The organism is Bacteroides thetaiotaomicron VPI-5482, assembly GCF_000011065.1.
Classification (GTDB): Bacteria; Bacteroidota; Bacteroidia; order Bacteroidales; family Bacteroidaceae; genus Bacteroides; species Bacteroides thetaiotaomicron.
The window spans coordinates 3,725,816-3,743,845 of record NC_004663.1; the positions used below are offsets into that span (position 1 = coordinate 3,725,816).

At 42.8% G+C, this 18,030-nt stretch carries 9 protein-coding genes; all 9 read right to left on the bottom strand.

Going from position 1 to position 18,030, the window contains the following annotated elements; all coding sequences use genetic code 11:
- Nucleotides 1–27 precede the first annotated feature (27 nt).
- A complete protein-coding gene (locus BT_RS15000; RefSeq protein WP_008767247.1) occupies nucleotides 28–2,397 on the bottom strand; it encodes a glycosyl hydrolase 115 family protein in 2,370 nt (789 codons plus the stop codon).
- A 5-nt stretch (nucleotides 2,398–2,402) separates the two neighbouring features.
- Nucleotides 2,403–3,785 (bottom strand): family 43 glycosylhydrolase, encoded by a 1,383-nt coding sequence (locus BT_RS15005; RefSeq protein WP_008767248.1) that lies wholly within the window; start codon nucleotides 3,783–3,785, stop codon nucleotides 2,403–2,405.
- Nucleotides 3,786–4,549: 764 nt separating this feature from the next.
- The gene (locus BT_RS15010; protein WP_008761827.1) at nucleotides 4,550–5,407 is read right to left on the bottom strand and encodes an SGNH/GDSL hydrolase family protein; all 858 of its coding nucleotides are present in this window, start codon (nucleotides 5,405–5,407) and stop codon (nucleotides 4,550–4,552) included.
- 265 nt (nucleotides 5,408–5,672) lie between these two features.
- The gene (locus tag BT_RS15015; protein WP_008767250.1) at nucleotides 5,673–8,615 is read right to left on the bottom strand and encodes a glycoside hydrolase family 88/105 protein; all 2,943 of its coding nucleotides are present in this window, start codon (nucleotides 8,613–8,615) and stop codon (nucleotides 5,673–5,675) included.
- Complete coding sequence (locus tag BT_RS15020; protein WP_008767251.1) at nucleotides 8,612–10,771, bottom strand: polysaccharide lyase 8 family protein; 2,160 nt, start codon at nucleotides 10,769–10,771, stop codon at nucleotides 8,612–8,614. Before BT_RS15020 ends, BT_RS15015 begins: the two co-directional genes overlap by 4 nt.
- Nucleotides 10,772–10,910: 139 nt before the next feature.
- Nucleotides 10,911–11,582: a DUF4998 domain-containing protein gene (locus BT_RS15025; RefSeq protein WP_008767252.1), complete on the bottom strand. Its 672-nt coding sequence runs from the start codon at nucleotides 11,580–11,582 to the stop codon at nucleotides 10,911–10,913.
- Nucleotides 11,583–11,605: 23 nt separating this feature from the next.
- A complete protein-coding gene (locus BT_RS15030; RefSeq protein WP_008767253.1) occupies nucleotides 11,606–12,853 on the bottom strand; it encodes a DUF5126 domain-containing protein in 1,248 nt (415 codons plus the stop codon).
- A gap of 23 nt (nucleotides 12,854–12,876) precedes the next feature.
- Nucleotides 12,877–14,823 (bottom strand): RagB/SusD family nutrient uptake outer membrane protein, encoded by a 1,947-nt coding sequence (locus tag BT_RS15035; protein WP_008767254.1) that lies wholly within the window; start codon nucleotides 14,821–14,823, stop codon nucleotides 12,877–12,879.
- Nucleotides 14,824–14,834: 11 nt separating this feature from the next.
- Nucleotides 14,835–17,993 (bottom strand): SusC/RagA family TonB-linked outer membrane protein, encoded by a 3,159-nt coding sequence (locus tag BT_RS15040; protein WP_008767255.1) that lies wholly within the window; start codon nucleotides 17,991–17,993, stop codon nucleotides 14,835–14,837.
- Nucleotides 17,994–18,030 lie beyond the last annotated feature (37 nt).

An 18,030-nucleotide genomic window follows, 5' to 3' on the forward strand; every position in this document is an offset into this window, starting at 1 on the left:
TAGATATCTTTCCGAATGACAGAAACTTCAAATACCTGAACTGTTACGATTCACCTCATAAAGCATTACCTGATCCAGTATCACTCCCTCATCCAATGCCTTGATGACCAGTTGATGTGATTTCTTACCCGTAACGGGAAGTACGATTTTCCGGATTGCCTGATTACGAAGCACGTTCTCTTTCCATTCCTCGCTGCGTCCCTTCGTTTCGTAAGCTATCACTTCAGGCTCGGCACCATCCAGAGAAACCGTGAAACGCAACTTATCGCCATGCACCGGATGGTTGGGAAGTAACCGGATATCCACCTCTACCGAGTCCGTTTTCAGATTGCCAAAGGAGAAAGTCAGCGCATCGCCTTTTTTTATCTCTGCGGCTTTGCTTTCATATCCCAAACCTTCGCAGACAATAGCGTTTCCCTTCTTTGCCTCCGCCGCGTTCCATTGACAGACTGCTTTACGGTCCGCTGTCATCGGAGCAGTAGCCGCCTTTCTTTCCACACGGTTGAATACAGGGAGCTTGCGGGGTTTGAAGTCCATCATGCGATTCCATTTTCCATTCTCCAATGAGTTATAGTGTTGAGTCAGTGCAGCAATGCTGTCGTAAGCGGCATCACTCTTTTCCCAGTCTTCCTTATCGTGGCGTGCCAATTGGGCGTATAACAGTTTGCGATTCATTTGTGTCGCAGCCTGTACGGGATATTTCACCAGTTCGAAGTAAGCACTCTGCCTACCGGCAGGTACTTTAGAAGCAGCTTTCTCTACTGTTTCCGAAAGTTCGCTGTAAGCATTCAGACGTTCGTTTATCTCTCTTTCGCTCCACGGTAAGTCTTTGACTACCCGATAGACCGGATTCTTTTCTTCCTCCCGTGTATTTCCCATAAATTCGGGTTTGCGGATATGTGCCAAGCGATAATGTTCCTGCATAACGGAGAGGATGGTCTTTGCACAAGAGGTTCCCAGTTCCCGTTCCAGCCAATGTTTCAGATGTGCGGTCACTCCTTCGGAAGATACCTTATCCAGATTCCATGCCATATCCATGAACAGTTCTATCTGATACTCGGCAGGCTTGATGTCGCCGACGTTCAGTATCCACATTTTCTGTATTCCCTGATCGTAAGCCTGCTTCATCTGTTGATAAATGAGTGATGGACTCATGGTGCTCAACCATAAATGATCGTGCGGGCGTCCCCAGTAGGAAACATGATAATAGACTCCGTTGCCGCCTTTACGGGCACGCTCTTCGGCAGTGGGGAAATGGCGGATATAGCCGTAGTTATCATCACACCACATCAAGGTCACGTCTTCGGGTACTTGCAGCCCCGCATGATAAATATCGAGCACTTCCTTATAAGGAATAAAGACCTGCGGCACTTGTGTTACGTCTTTATTCACGTACTTTTCGAGCAAGCCGCGCTGGTCAACAAATACCCGGTCCAGGACGGCTTTCTGCTCTTCTACCGTCTTGGCTCCCTGCATCTTTCCATCGTGAACGCCACGCATACCCAGCGTGTAAAGTATCTCTTGTCCGGCAACTTCTTTCACACGATCTTCCCAAAACTGATAAACGGCCGGACTGTTATTCACGTAATCGTATGCTCCTTTTCCACGTATTTTCCATTCTCCGGCAGCATTGCACGCCATCGGTTCGCAGTGGGAAGCTCCCATAAAGATGCCATACTTTTTCGCTGCTTCCCGATTGCCCTTCGTCAGAAAGAAAGGAAGGGTACACTCGTGCATGGCAGGCCAGTAGGTATTGGCCCGCAAACGAAGCAGCAACTCAAAAATACGTTCGTTGGTACGCGGCCCGATTTCTCCTTTCACATCCGACGGTTCGTAGGTCTTGTTACTCCAAGGCATCAGTCCCCAATCTTCATCATTAATAAAGATGCCCCGATACTCCACAGAAGGAGACTGCAACTCTCTAAACTTGCCCGAAAGACGAAATGTCTCTTTCTTCTCCGGAGTCACATCTGCCCACCATTCCCAAGGGGAAACGCCCAGCAGACGGGATATTTCAAGTATGCCGTAGGCTGTACCGTGACTGTCGCTGCCGGCTACTACTAGCTTTCCATCTTCTGAGACGGCGAGCATGAAAGCCTGCTTTTTGTTTTTTAATGCGGAAATATCGATGCCTGCCTGCTCAATCAGCTTGCTCTGTCCGATCGTTCCTACTATGATGTTTCCGGTGTTTGTGTCTATATGGGCAGTTGCCGACAATACAGTCTGAAGGTCACGGGACAACAAGTCCAGCGAAGTACGCACCACCGGTGCTTCCGAACCGCTGCAAGCTATCGCAACCGGCTGACCGGACTGCAAAACAAAATCTTTTTGTTTACCCTGAACGGACACGATCACTGCTACCCAAGCAAGGAAAGAAAATAAAATTCTATTTCTCATAAATATTACAGTTTTACAATATCAGTAATGGTCACAAAGCAATCGTCGCTGCCATAGATTCTCTTCGTTTTATCAGTCCATGTGGGGCTGATGCCCGTAACTTCAATCACCAGCGTATATTCCCCTTCAGCCAATTGGGGAGTCTTAAAACGCGTTGCATGATCATTCGCCTTACTATAGAAATCGACCAGTGAAGAATATATTTTCTCCCCTTTCTTATCAAGGATATTCATACGCGCATATCCGCTATGACAGTTCGTTTCGCCCATAACAGCCACACAAGAGCCAGTGAAAGGAATGCTCAGCGTACTTCCTTTTACATTGGAAGATATTCTTCCTTCCTCCACTTTCCAGTCAGCTTCTTTACTGAACGTTATCTTCTTTAAATCGACGGTTTTTCCTTTGCGCAGAGGATTTACGGGTTTCAACTTATCAACGTCCCAGGAAGGCCAGTATTCCGGAATAGAAAGCTTTGTTCCATCCACCTGCATAGGCATCCACACATAGGTGGCAGCCGAAGCCTGATGCGGATAAGACCAGCGATCGCCCATAAACATAGGAATCGTATCTTCACCACACTTTAAAGGAAACACAAAAGTGGTCTGTGAATTATAGGTCAGGCTTCCTTCGGGAGCAAACAAACCTTGTCTGGTCCACGGCCCTTTGACGGAAGGGGCTGTAAAGTAGAAATTATCATTCTTCTCCCAACTGGTCAGATTGGAGAACAAGAAGAAATACGTGCCGTCCTTTTTAAACATTGCCGGAGACTCTCCGTGAGAACCACCTACTCCCGATACCACTTTTTCCTCTGCCGTACGGTAGTCCTTACTCAAACGATAGACAATTCCTCCGTGCAACAGCAGATATCCGGTACCGTCCGTGTCCTGATAAGTCCCCATATCCCAGCGGCGAATAGGCTTACCTTCATACAACAGAGGTCCGTGAAGTTTATATTCACCTGCTATAGTGCTACAGGTAGCATAACCGATATGGGGATCTTTATAGTTCATATCGTCTGCATGCATATACATCACATACTCGCCGGTAGAAGGGCATTTCATGACTTTCACACGCTCGCCTACACGATCAGGGCCAAGAATTCCGCTTGACTGCATCGGCAGTACAACACGTTCGAACTTCCAGTTCACCAAATCATCAGATGAATAACAACTGAAACCCGGAAAAGCATTGCTCTTGTCCGACTTATATTCCCCGAAAAGATAATATCTGCCATTCTCTTCCACAATGCAGGCACCGTGGGCATTGACTATCTCTCCCCTGTCGTCAAACCAGGGAATTCCGTTATTTACTACTTTTTCCGTTTTCCGGGCCATGCCCGTTCCGTAAGATACCCACAAAAGGGCAAACAATAACATCCAGTATTTCATGATATTCTTCTATAAATGCTTATAAAAAGTATAAGGCACAATTAAATTACAAATTTACGATTAACTATCTATATTCCTATGGAGAATAGTACAACAAGCATGGAATATTGTACTATTTTTCTTCAAAACAACATCCCGCAGAACAGCCACGCACTTTCCATCTCCGTCGTGCATATCATGCAGCATCTTTCATCATTGATAAAAATAAGAATATTTAATGCACAAAAATAGGGAGAAGAACGCAATGAGACGGGAGGTAAATCGGGCAGATATAGGGGGCAAATCGGGCAATAAAGTAAAAGATTGTCATGTTACGATAATTCGCAGTCTGCTAAGTCAAATAAAAGAAAACTCTCTACGGGTTCTTCTGACATATAGAAAACTTTTTACCATCAATACTAAAATCGCAGTTGAGTTTATAATAAATAGTTGCATCGTTTATTATAAACGGTCTCCCCATTTATTATAAACTCCAGTACACCTTTTAAGCACGTATTTCTTGATTTTATGCAACAAAAAAGGCTGCAAACCGTATAAAAGGTTGCAGCCTCAAGCTTATCACCGGTTCACATAGATGCTGATTTGCATATGATCCCCTTTGTATTTTGTTATAATGTTACACTATTTTTTTCGGTTCGGTTAAGATGATTGATAAGGTGCATTTCGTTTCATTTTTTAATGGGTTGTTACTTTATTGCCTGTATGACTCCTGCAAATATACAACAAAAAAATGCCTTTGTCAAGTCCTGCGGATATTTGAATAATTAAAAAGCGACAGGCAGTGCAAGTAACTGATACATCAAAGTGCGTGCCATACGCTCCTGCCCTTTGGTGTCGGGATGCAAACGGTCATAGCCGGCATCATAGAAATAAATAAGCTGTTCTTCAACCATCGGATTCATACCTGTCACTGCATTAAAGTCTATGACAGGTATTCCCCATATATTTCCTGCCTCCTTAATAGCCTGCACATAAGCATCTATATATTCTCCGCAACCATTCTGATAGCTTTCATCCGGCTGGACATTCTTATCGCCGAAGTTAGCCAACGAACGATGCAAAGGAGTCAGCAGAACGATCTGCTTATCCGGGAAAAGTTTCTTCAGTTGAGTGATTCCTATATTAATACGACCTCTATAAGTGTCTTGAGTCATGACAGGCGTACGCTTTTTCCGCGTCACCATCTTCTTCATCTCACCGTGAGCAGACAGCACTTGCTCTTCTTGTTCCGTAAACCACTCACCGATAGGCACACTACTATTATAATCGTTTGTCCCCATAAAAACCAGGATAGCATCGACTTCTCCGCCATGTTCTTTCTTCAGCTTTTCCGCCTGACGGGGTACATCATCCCACTGCCTTCCACTAATGCCGTAAACAAAAGGAGTGATCCCCAGCCATTCTTTCAGAAAGTCCCAGTACTTCTTTATATTATCACCGTAGCAATTCGGGTCTGTGATGGAATCTCCGATGTATCCTACTTTCTTGCCTTGCCAGGGATGCTGAATACAACCTTGTTTATTTTCAGAAAAGTCATTTGTTACAGATGCTTGCTCTTGTCCATACGCCAAACAAGAGGAGAGAAACAAAACTGTGCATATGATCAGAAACCTGTTTTTCATTGTTTTATTCTATTAATAATGAGGTACTCGTATTCAAGTATGGAAATGCAGCCTCAAAAATAGACAGTTTAAGCGAAAGTAGCAAGAATAAAAACAAGAAGATAAAGATAGTACCTTCTTCCCCCGTTTGCAGGGCAACTATAATCTGATTGCAGGACATATATAGCCAATGTGCAGGGTAACTATCTCCTGCACGTTGGACATATATGTCCTGCACGCTGGGCATATATGCCCTATAAATACTTCATATATCTAATACACAGACTTATTTTGTGTACATCTTCAATCGGATATATCCTTCCTTCGACTGATTTTTCAATGCAATCCCGATACGTGTATATGCCGGAGAGTTCACTTCAATCGTTTCGGAAGTAAACGCCACTTTACCGGATGCCTCAATAGCTACAATCATCTGTTCGGAATCAGTAGCCAGCAGAAGATGTGTATCGTCCAGGATTTTCCAGTCGGCTCGTGTCGTTATGGCTGTTTCGAATCGGATCGGTGTTTTCGCTGTAAATTCATCGCCAACTGTAAAGTTGCCTTCACCCTGGCGGTCGTAAACGAAAGTACGAATGAGCTTATCCAAATTGGGGGTGGAATAGGCAGAGGTATAGTCAATACTGAATACATCTTTTTCGTTCGTAAATTCTTTCTGTAGCACAACGCCTTTCGCTTTGCCACCCGAGGACTGTGTTCGTCCGTCTACTACAGGAACCGGATGACCGAATGATCCTTTTATCTTATATTTCTGAGGAGCGTCTCCGTTAAAGTAATCACCGGGATAGGAGTTCGGACCACCCTGATCGCCAACCATCGTTTCACTTCCCAAAGCTACGGCATAAGAACCGACATCATTGTGGTTATGATTCTCCGCATTGGTTCCGCCCTTGGCTGATATGGCCAGACGACAGGAAGTTCCACCGGCAGGACGAGCAATCAAAATACCTGCCTGCTCATAATAAGCGCGCAAAGCATCCGACTCTTCCTGCAATACCTGACGGATTCCGTCTGTCATTCCAACCTTTGCAACCTGACTTGTGAAAAGTTCGAGAAGGTGAAGGGACAAGTTGTTTCCTTTGGGTAAAACAGGCTGTTCTTCTGCAGAAGTAATACCCAGCGCCCGGTCGCAGTAACTGAGAATAAACTTGTCCGGCGACAACCCGATGCGACAATCCGAATAGGCGGGGCACACTCCTTCATTCATCTGTATCTTCTTCCCATACCGGGCGATACGGACAAACTTGGGAGTCTGAAAGAAGTCGATCTTTCCCTGCGTTGCCCGGTATACTTCTTCACGCAACAGAATGTAGGCACAGAAACCATAATTATAATAACCTACACCTTCACTACAGTAGCCGTCGTCAGCGTACCCCTTCATTCCATACACGTTATACTTTTCGGCTGCCGCAACAAAGTAAGCACGTTCCTCCTTATCGGGCAACAAGGCAAGAGCCGCACCGGTAACACCCGCCAGACACACAGAGTTCCAGTTATTGGTAGCGGTGAACCACCAAAATGGTTTTGTCTCTTCCAGACAACGGTAGACCGGACGGAAAACCTTCTCACGGAAAGCACACTGCACCCGTGCCCTTACCTCCGGCGACAGACGATCGTCCAGCATGGTAACACACTGAGCAATACCGTTTCCGGCAGTAGCAACCACCAAGTCTACATAATAATCCGTTCCTTTATAATTCTTCAGACCGCGGTCGTGGGCAGGAATAGACCAAGGCTTCTGACTGCAAAGAGCCACCAGAGCTTTTTCGATGGCAGGGACATAACGCCTCTTATTTTCAAGGCATTCAGCCAAAGTCAGCCTGTACAGATATTGATAACGGGCATTCATCATATTCTCTCCAGGCAAACGAACGTTCGTCTTATTCAAATGCAGGTACAGTGAATCGACAAAAGGGGGCATCCCCTGCTTTAACAAAGCAGGAGCTTCCTTTTCCAGAAGTTGTTTAGCGTCGTCACTCTCTTTTATCTTATTCCAGAAAGTCCTGTCCTTATAAGACGTTCCTATCCCCTGCGGTCGATCGGGAAGCATAGCTGCAATTTCCTGAATACGGTTCTGCGGGATAGTAGCATTCTGTTTCGGAGCGTCTTCTGCCATACGATACATTTCCGTTCCGGCAAGCAGGAAAGCACCCGGTCCGTATACTTCTGTCATATTGCGGGTCACTTTCTTTGGGTCGGCACCGATAGGTTGTACATATCCTAGTTTACCGTCTTCTTCTACCGCAGAAAGCAGTGCTTTCCATCCTTTCTCTACTACAGGCAGGAACTTTTCCTTTGGTAAAAGTCCCTCGTTCAGTCCATAGGCAAGGGCATATACGAAGAAACCGCTACAGCTTGTTTCTGGTGATGGATAAGCGTCCGGATCGAGCAGACTTGCACGCCAGAACCCGTCGCTGCTCTGTAAATTAGCGATGCGGTAACAGAGTTTCTGAAACAGTTCCTGATAGAACGGACGATATTTGCTCTTGGCAGGCAGTTCACGTAGCATTTCTACCAGTCCGCCAAGCACCCAGCCATTGCCCCGTCCCCAAAAGACTTTGGCACCATTACTCTCTTTCATATCAAAATAACGGTGGTCACGGTAGAAGAGATTTTCTTCTTTATCGAACAGGAACTCGTAAGTCGCTTTGTACTCTTTATCCATAAAGCGAATGAATTTCTTATCACCAGTGATATTATAGAGTTTCAGATAAACGGGGGGTGCCATGAAAAGAGCATCACACCAAGTCCAGTGTTCTAATGTCGTGGCATCTCCGTAAGTCAACTGAAACGAACCCGAAGGAGGATTGGCGACCACCCACTCCGTACGCGCCAGAGTAGGAACAATCATGTCCTTTTGCTTGTACTTTTCGTACAGATACAGATAGGTTTGAGCAATACAAATATCATCTGCATGATACATCCGTTTATCTACCTGCCAATAGTTACGACTTCCCAGGCGGGTCAGCCATTTATAATAGAAGTCATCCTGATCGTCCTTCTCGGCGATCTCTGCCCAATAAGCAAGTCCCAGGAAAAAGGTGGCATTCACCCAGTTGAGATCACCATAAACAGCTCTGTTGTAATGACCGATCTGCCAATCGGCTACCCTACGCATCGATTGCTTCACTTCGAGTTTAGTAAACGATTGTGCATGTGTCGTGCATAAATAAGCTATGCTTAGAAAAAGAATCAAAAGTAATTTCTTCATAATATATTTTTTAATTTATATGCTTTGGATGCACCGGCATAGATACCGGTATTTCTAAAATCACATAAAACAGTCTTTCGCTCGCTGGATATTTCAGGAATCAGCAATTCAACTTTAATACAAGATTGTGTCTGCCCAGGATCAGCAATATGCAGTTCGGCATTACCACTGTGTCCATCCTTAATCATCAATGCACAGGCTTTATCCACACTTACAGAAAGCTCTCCGTTACGGAATGTACCCTCTTTATAAAATACCATTTGCCATATTCCCAATTTCGTATGCCTCACTATCTGCATAGAATCCGTATTCGCCAGAATTTCGACGGGACTCTTCCTGTAGTTATTCATCTTGCGGGCAGAATGAATCCCAGGCACCACGATATAGGCATAGGTAGCATTCCGAGGATTACAACCATGATTAAATCCCAAAGTAAAGACCTCTTGCTGCTGCTCATTTTTAGATTCAGTATGATTAATGCTGTACCACGATCCCGTCTGTATCTTCTTGCTCAAAAAGAGATTTCCGCCGGCGGGAAAGACATAACCAATTCCATTGTGCAATACCCATTCGGGAGAATCATAGACGAAATCTCCTTCTTTCACCATCGACTGCTTCTTACTTTGTGACAATATGACCTCCTTTTTCGAAAGCAAACATTGATTGATAGTAGTACATACCGGTACACCGGCTGTCGAATTAACCCCCGCTCCCAAACAAATGATTTCATCATCGAAAAAGAACCAGGACTTTTTAGCTGCGGTATTTATATCAGCATAGGTATCAAGATATGAATAAACAGATACGCCATAAAGACTATCAGAGACTCCTCCTGCAAATACGGAAGTTCCCTTCGTTTGCCAATCAATTACAGTTCGTGGAATGGTATCCAGTTGAGGAGCAGTCACTCCAGGAATACGATTCCAGTTCCATACCGGAAAGATGCGGGCGTACTCGTCCCCTTCGGTCACGATGTTTGTACATCCGTCGGACATAAAATAGGTTTTCAGATTTTCACCATTCCCATATTCGCATCGCATGGTACGATTGGAAACCATACGAACGTCAAATGTATAGTGGGGACGGACATGAAGAGCATAGTCTCCTCTGAAATAATGAGTGTGTAACGGCTTTATTCCATAGTTGGCGGACTTCTTGCCTTCCAATCTGGCTATAATCGCATTGTATTCATCAATATGTGCCGGGGCGAGCTCCAGCATTCGTTTGGCAAACAAGGCGGCATGACTCTTTTGGGTAGCATTATTACGGCTCACTCCTCTTCCCAATACATCGAAAAGCATGTATTGTCCACGTATAACCTGATAATAAGTGCCGCACATAAAATGCCTCAGAAATTGTATTCTCTCATCATCCAATGCATATTTCGTTCCTTTAGTATATAGAGCTACCTGTGTTACTCCTTTCAGTATTTCGTCTCCATAACCACCGATATAAAGCTGCACGCCATGCTGAAAATAGCTGTTGTCATGCTGAAATCCTTCTTTCACAGTATATGATAGAGGACTATAAACATTCTCAACAGCCGTTTTCAAGTCAACATCATTCTTCTGAAGGCAAGCTCTATAAATCCAATGTAAAGCAATATCCGTCCGGTTGGCTCCAGTCCATCTGGCAGGATGTCCGCCGTCCTTCCGCATACGTTGCAAGACCTTTGTCTCCAATACTTCCGGAATCTGCCTTTTACCAACACGCATCTGAATAAGCAGAATACCGAGTTTCTGCGGCTCGGCAATCTGATTATACCACCAGTTATTACAATGTGGATTACGATGATGCCAATACTCCAAGCCCTTTACTATCTTATGATACAAATCTTCATTCTGATAATAGGAATTCTTTGGATGAGTATAAGCAAATACAAAGTCATACAACCGATCCACATGAATAAGTGGCATCCAGTTAGTACGATCCCGGCGGGCATAATCTATATCTATAAAACATCCTTGGACGTCATCATACAGTTCCAGAGCTTTATCAATATTCGGATTTTCTGCAACCCCATCCCGAATCTTCTTCATTAGAATATCAAAATCATCATTCTGCAAGGCAGACGTACAAATAGAGGGACAAGGTAAAACCAAATCCCAAGGACTCCATGCCAGCAATAATAGAATTATGATTTTATAATGTATCATTTTCATATATGCATGTTTATCATTTGGAGAATAAGGGGGTATGTCAAAAGTAACTAAATTCCCTTCTTGAAGGAGGAGAGCTTAGTTACTTTTGACACACCTTCTCATCCTTAAAATACAATCAGGCCGACCACTCAGGCTACTTCGTATATTTAACAGGTTTCGACCAGATTTTATCCAATACGTTTTCCTGCGGAGCATACAAGGTTTCCATTATAAAAGAATCGCCTGTAAAATCTTCTAAAACGTCCTGTCCTTCCTTATTATAATAAGAAATTTTTGTTGTTTCTTCTCCTCCCTTGTTCCAAGTTAGCCTGGATGCCACTAATGTGCTGTCCAGCAACATGGAATATTTGATGACCAGATTACCACTCTGCATACTCTTAGAAACAATGGAACGATTTAACAGATAGCTCTGGTACTGTGTCCCATAAATGGTTCCTGTAAAGTCTGTAGCCAATGATTTATTCAACTCATCATCTTCCAGCCAGGCGGAAAAAATGATAGACCCCTCCCGCATATTCTCTAAAAGAATATCCGTCCTCTTATTTTTGGCCAACTCATATCTGACAGTATCACTTTGATTCAATGCAAGAGCAATCTTTGTAGATCTCCCGTCTTTCACTATCGGAAATGAAATCAACACTCTTTCCCACCCATTACGCACGGTTATTGAATCTTTCGATAATCGTGTAAGATACATGATTGGACCATCCTTAACAAAGTCCTTATAAGTCGCATCCATTGACTCGCAAGATATAATGGAACAAAATATCAAGATGCTGACTGATATAAATATAAATTTCTTCATAATATTTGTCTTTTATATAGCGATTACTGTATTATTTTATCCTCCGGTGTTCCAAAGAAAGTAAGTTCTGCCACATTGATACGAGATGTTCCTACATTATAATTCTTGATACAAACAAACGTCACATATCTATATGCATCCAGATCTACGGAAAATTCGAGTTCATTGCCGTCTCTTGCCAGTTCCTTATCAGCATCAGTTAACGGGACAATAGCCGCCGGAATAACAGAACCGTCGGCTCTGGGCAATACTCCTTGATATAACCGTACCCATCCTTCATCATTTTCCGGATCAAACTTGGTTACATTATTATCATTTCGTCCCCAAATTTCTATTTCTTTCGGATACAGACCGTCAAATATAGATGAATAATCAGTTCCATTTCTTCTTCCATAGACAATCATACGGCTGAGCTTAAACTTCTTCCCTAAGTCCAGTGTCACCGAACTCGGCTTGGTAAAATCATATCCCGCCGTTGTGAGGGTCATAAAAGTATTATTGCTTCCAATAATTCCGTCATACAGATTCTTTGGGGTATTAGCATTCGGTGCCAGATAACCTTTGTATTCGCCAATGGCCAAGTATCCCATTTTTTTCTTATCTACTTCCTCTTCATAATATGGAGTCAGAGATATCTCCTTACTTTCAGAAAGATGTCCCCACCTATCCTTCACCACCACACTAAATTCTGAAGGAACGGCTTCCATACCACGTATGGGCTCATTAATCTCTTGCTTTTTGGTATATAAAGCTCCGGCTTCCGTCCATTTTCCAGTAGCATCCTTCCGGTACACATAAAAAGTAAGAGTCTCATTGCTGGTGTTGGATGTCTTTATCCGGATACCGGCAAAATCCGGTTTTATTTCCATCTCCTTATAAGCAGTGATATAAGGCGGCTCTTCCGGATTTATTTTTACTTCCAGAGGTTCAGAATAGGCTTCACCCGGACTTACAGAATACAACTTCACATTATATTCACCAGCTTTTTCAAATCCTTCCACCACTACAGAGTCGGCAAAATACGAAGCATTGGTCGAACGTTCTCCTATCTCTGTCATATATACAGCCTTCATATAAAGAAAATTCTTATCACTGGGCTGTGTAAAATAGATTATAGACTTTCCCGGCAGATTTTTGACACCATTCAATACTACCTGTTCAGGCGGAGTCGTACTTCCATGGGGAGAATTCATATCACTATCGTTATCGCAAGCACTAGGCAGCAATGTGATGGCTAGTACTAAAAGGCTACTGTATATTATCTTTTTCATAAATCAAATGTCACTTTAATTACTTACCAACCATAATTTTGAACTAAGTTAGGATCTTTTCTCAACTCACCGATATCAATAGGCCAGAAATACATTTTGGGAGTGAAATCCCGGACAAGCACTAAGTTCTCACTATAATAATCTACATCAGTTTCTCCATAACGGACTTTCCAACCGGTCAATGGCTGTGTCAATTCTGTTGTCGCAGTTTTCCACCGACGGACATCCCAAAAATAATGTCCTTCAAATGCTAACTCAATACGACGCTCCTGCATGATGATTTGTCGTAGACCAGTCTGAGTAGCATACTTGCTGTTTCCTACATATTGGTCCCAACTTTCTTTTACGCCTTGAAGTCCCGAACGTTCTCTCACCATATCGATCCATGGCAATACCGTAGCATAATCCTCTCCTTTTTCATTTAAAGCTTCGGCATACATCAAATACAAATCAGCCATACGGATAACAGGGAACGGATAAGTGACCGATGTAAATCCGGAAGCCGCATCGGACATGACCGTCTTGTAGTTAACCACTTTCTTAGGCCAAATACCAGTCAGGTTCTGAGAGTGATCTGCCGGAATGGGAGACACATTTCCTCCTTTACGCGCATTCACCGAATACAAGCCCGAAAGTCCCGTCTTTCCTTGTCCGAACCAAATACCGCCGTCAAAGCCTAAGCTGGCATAATATCTGTGTTCACGTTCCAGATTCAATTTGACTGTTCCCGTTTTATAATTCAGCATAATAGTATTCTCATATCCGGGCTCAGCTTCCACCGGCGTGGGAGCCTGCACTTCAAATCTATTAGCATAATCCCATGTCTTATCTTCTTCTATAGGAACCCCATGTTTAGTATAAAATGAGTTAGTCAGTCCAAGAGAAACACCCAGATTGGTTCTGTTCGTAGCATTCTTAGCATTTCTGCCGGGAACCAAGTCACGCGGCATTGCCTGTATCTGATAGTTGTCATAAGAACCCGAACCGACCCATGACTGAGAGTTTGCCCATACCACTTCTTTGTTCCACTTCTCAGTGACAGCACCTCGCAAATTCATCATCAGCTTGTCGGACTCTGTCATGACCACAGTGGGATCATCAAAATAATATAAACCGAATCCCAAATCTTCGAGATAAGTAATGGCTTCTTTACACGCTTCGGCAGCCTTTACCCATTTCTGCTTCTTCTCCTCTTCCGTTTTAACCGGATTAAAGATTTTCACACCTCTATTATCTGCAATTACCTCATAATCCATATTTCCATTGAACAATGGACTTGCAGCGGTTACCAGAACTTTCGCTTTCAATGCTTTAGCCATACCTACGGTCACTCGTCCCAGTTCTTCAGCTTCATTCTCTATTTTAGCCGGAACATCCGGATTAGCAATCACCTTGTCCAAAGTTTCTGTCACATAATTGAAACAACTGTCCAATGTCTCCCGATAAGGATGCATTTCCTCCGTACTACTACTTACCGGAACATATCGATCCATAATAGGAATCGGTCCATACATCCTGATCAGATAGAAATGATAATAAGCTTTCAAAAATTCCACTTCACCGATCCATCTGTTTTTCTCGCTATCATCCATATCCGGTGTAGTATGTATATTCTCAATCAGAATATTACAATAAGCAATTCCCTCATATAAATGTCCCCATTGAGCACAATATGGTGAATCGGACTTTTGCAATCCTTGGGCTATATACCAGGCGCTGGTTCCCAAATAGCTCCGGAAAACATCGGAAATACAAAAATCACCGGCACCAAGCAAAGCTACATTATTTTTGAGACTTCCGTCACTAGGCATATACCTGTAGCAAGTAAACAAGACTTTTTCCGCTTCTTTTCTCAAGGCGAAAGCATGGTCTTCAATGGTCGGTATGTTATCCGGGACGATATTCAGTTCACATGATGTCAATATAAACACCGACAAACATGACAATATACATATTTTGATTTTTTTCATAACCATTCTTTTTAGAAACTTACATTTACACCAATATTGAATACACGTTGTAACGGATAATTAAGACCATTACCTGCCAATTCCACATCCCAATCCTTGAACTTACTCAAAACAAAAAGATTGGTAGAAGACATATAGAGCCTCAGATTGGACATACCCCATTTGCTCACAATTTTTTGAGGTACTGTATATCCCAGTTCAACCAATTTCAGTCGTAAGAAGGAACCGTCTCTCATGAACCATGTACTCAGTTCTTTATTGTTGGCAACAGAAGTGGTTGACAATCTGGGCCATGTTGCATAACGATTGCGGTTACTTTCCGACCAATAGCTATTTGCAATAAATTTCACTAGTTGATTATTAGTTTTCTGAGACATCTTCGAATCTTTAAAGAATGGAGACATCTTATCATAATCAATCCAGAAAGAAGACTGCGCCGAGCCGTGGAACTGGAAATTGATGTCAAAACCTTTATAGCTAAATGTTGATCCAAAGCCATAGTTGATTTCCGGACTAGTCGGATGTCCAATAGGAACTTGATCCAATGAATTAATTACTCCATCTCCATTCATATCCCGGTATTTGATATCTCCGGCTTTATAATCACCAAACTGTACAGGAGAGTTGGCCACTTCCGCATCGTCTATAAATAGCCCTTCCGCAATGTATCCCCACTTCTGGTTGGGCGAGTAGCCTATTTTGTATTTCCACCATTCCTTATCATACGTGTTATCTTCATATTTCAGATATTCACTATGCGCATAGGTTAAGTTTCCGCGTACTATCAAAAAAGCGTTTTTGTTAAGGTTCTTTTGATACTTTAAATCAAGATCCACACCGTGTCCTTTGGTCTCGCCAATGTTAGCATATACGTCTGCCTGATATCCCATTACGCTTGGAATACTGGCTCTTTTCTGTAATATGTCAGTACGATGTTCTGTGAAATATTCAGCTATCAGGTCAAATCCGTAGAAAGAAGCTTCCAATGCGAAATTAGCTTTACGGGATTTTTCCCATCCAATGGCAGGATTAGCATAACGTGAAACATTTACGCCCGGTCTGCTATATTTGTTTTCATACCCGAAAGATGCTCCACCTGCATTCATATTCACATTAGACAGATATAAGAAACGTTCATCGACTCTGCCAATCTTATCATTTCCCACCAAACCGTATGAGGCTCTTAGTTTCAATTTCGTAATTTTTGAACTGAGCGGTTGGAAGAATGGTTCGTTCGAAATCATCCAGCCACCACCGACGGACGGAAAGAATCCCCATCTGTGTTTCTTATCAAAGCGTTCGGAAGCATTGTATCCAAAATTGAACTCCGTGAAATAGCGGTCACTATAGGCATAAGTAAAACGTCCCGACACACCCATATTTCTTGAAGGCAAGCTCTCCTGCAAAGTTTTGTAGTTTGGATTCTTACTGTCGATATACTGAGTAACGATAAGACCACCTACGGAATGATCACCGAAAGTCTGATTATAACTGGTTCTCGTTTCGATTGTCATTACATTGTTGACAGTCTTGTCACCGGGACTAAAATCAAGGTATTCCGTTCCGGAGTCAGGATTGATGTTTTCGATAGAATATTTCTCTGTCATGAAATCATAAGAACTTAAAGCATAGTAATATGGCTTATATTGTCTGGTCTGACCGTAATATGATTTACGAGAAACGTTGAAGAAACCTTCAAATTTCAAACCTTTAGTGATAAAGTTCAAGTCCTGCGTAACACCTAATGTAGCAAGAAGAGTCGTATTCTCATATTCCTTATATCCTTTTACCATTTCAGCATACGGGTTAAGATAACTTCCGTCATCGCTGTTTCCAAAAAGAATGTGTTTGATATATTTATGTTGTTCATCGGTAGGATATACAGCGGGAAAAAGTACAGGATTAGACTTCATTACCATCTTATAAATATCCGATCCCGAATAAATAGGACCTTCATAAGTGTCAAAGATTCCACTTAAGTTTACTCTTACCTGGGTCGTTTTTGTCACATTGATGTTGACATTAGCCCTCATCTGATAAGTCTGAAGATTGATATTGTTGTTGAAGTTGTTCTTGCCGTCTACGTTGAGCAAACCCTGGTCTTTGGTATATCGCAGAGACACGTAATACGTAGCCGAATTTCCTCCGCCACTGATGCTCATGTTGGCTCTTCCATTCCAGGTCGAGTTCTTCATTAGTTGCCTTCTCCAGTCATTTGTAGGATAAATGATAGAACCAGATCCCGGAACGGTTCTGTCTATTTTATCATCACTATACATGACAGGGGCGGAAGGATCACGTGTTAAGATGGCTTCATTATGCAATTTCATGTAAGTGACAGGGTCTGCCAACTCAATATTACTGGTCGGACGAGAATTACTTCCCTCTATTCTTACATCAAACTTAGTTTTTCCTCTCTCTCCCTCTTTTGTCTTTACTAGAACGACGCCATTAGCTCCTCTCGAACCGTAAAGGGCCGTTGCCATGGCATCTTTCATGATTGAAAAACTTTCGATATCATCGGGATTCAAACGCCCTAAGTCCGTACTTGTAGATTCAATGTTATCAATCAGAATCAAAGGACTGGTGTTAAATCCGAAAGATGCGATACCACGTACAAAAAAGCTAGCATCGTCCGCACCCGGCTCTCCTGATGTCTGATAAGAAATAATACCGGCTACCTGACCTGCCAATGCAGTTGTCATATTACTGCTCGGCACTCTCAGGCTCTTTGGCGAAAGTGTAGTGATAGAACCAATCACACTCTCCTTCTTTTGTGTTCCGAATGCCACAATTTCCACCGCATCCAGTTCATTTACGTTTTGTGAGAGTTGGATGGTAACGTTTGTTTTCCCTTTCAGTGGAAATTCTTGTGTGTTATATCCAATAAAGCTGACTACCAGCACATCCTTTTGAGGAGAAGCCATCAAAATAAACTTACCATCCAGATCTGTGACAGTTCCACTGGTGGGATTACTTTTAAGAGTAACATTCGCTCCAGGTATTCCTTCACCGCTCTCATCAAAGACCTGCCCGGTAATCTTAACTTTTGCATCACTTTGCTGCTGACTCTTTTCATCACCAGTCATTTTCTGTTGCCCATCTTGCGAATATGCTCCTATCGCGACAAAGCAAGCTAGCAGAAACAAATAAAACTTTTCAATTTTCATAAATTATTAGATTAGTTAATGATAAATACTTGTTTTC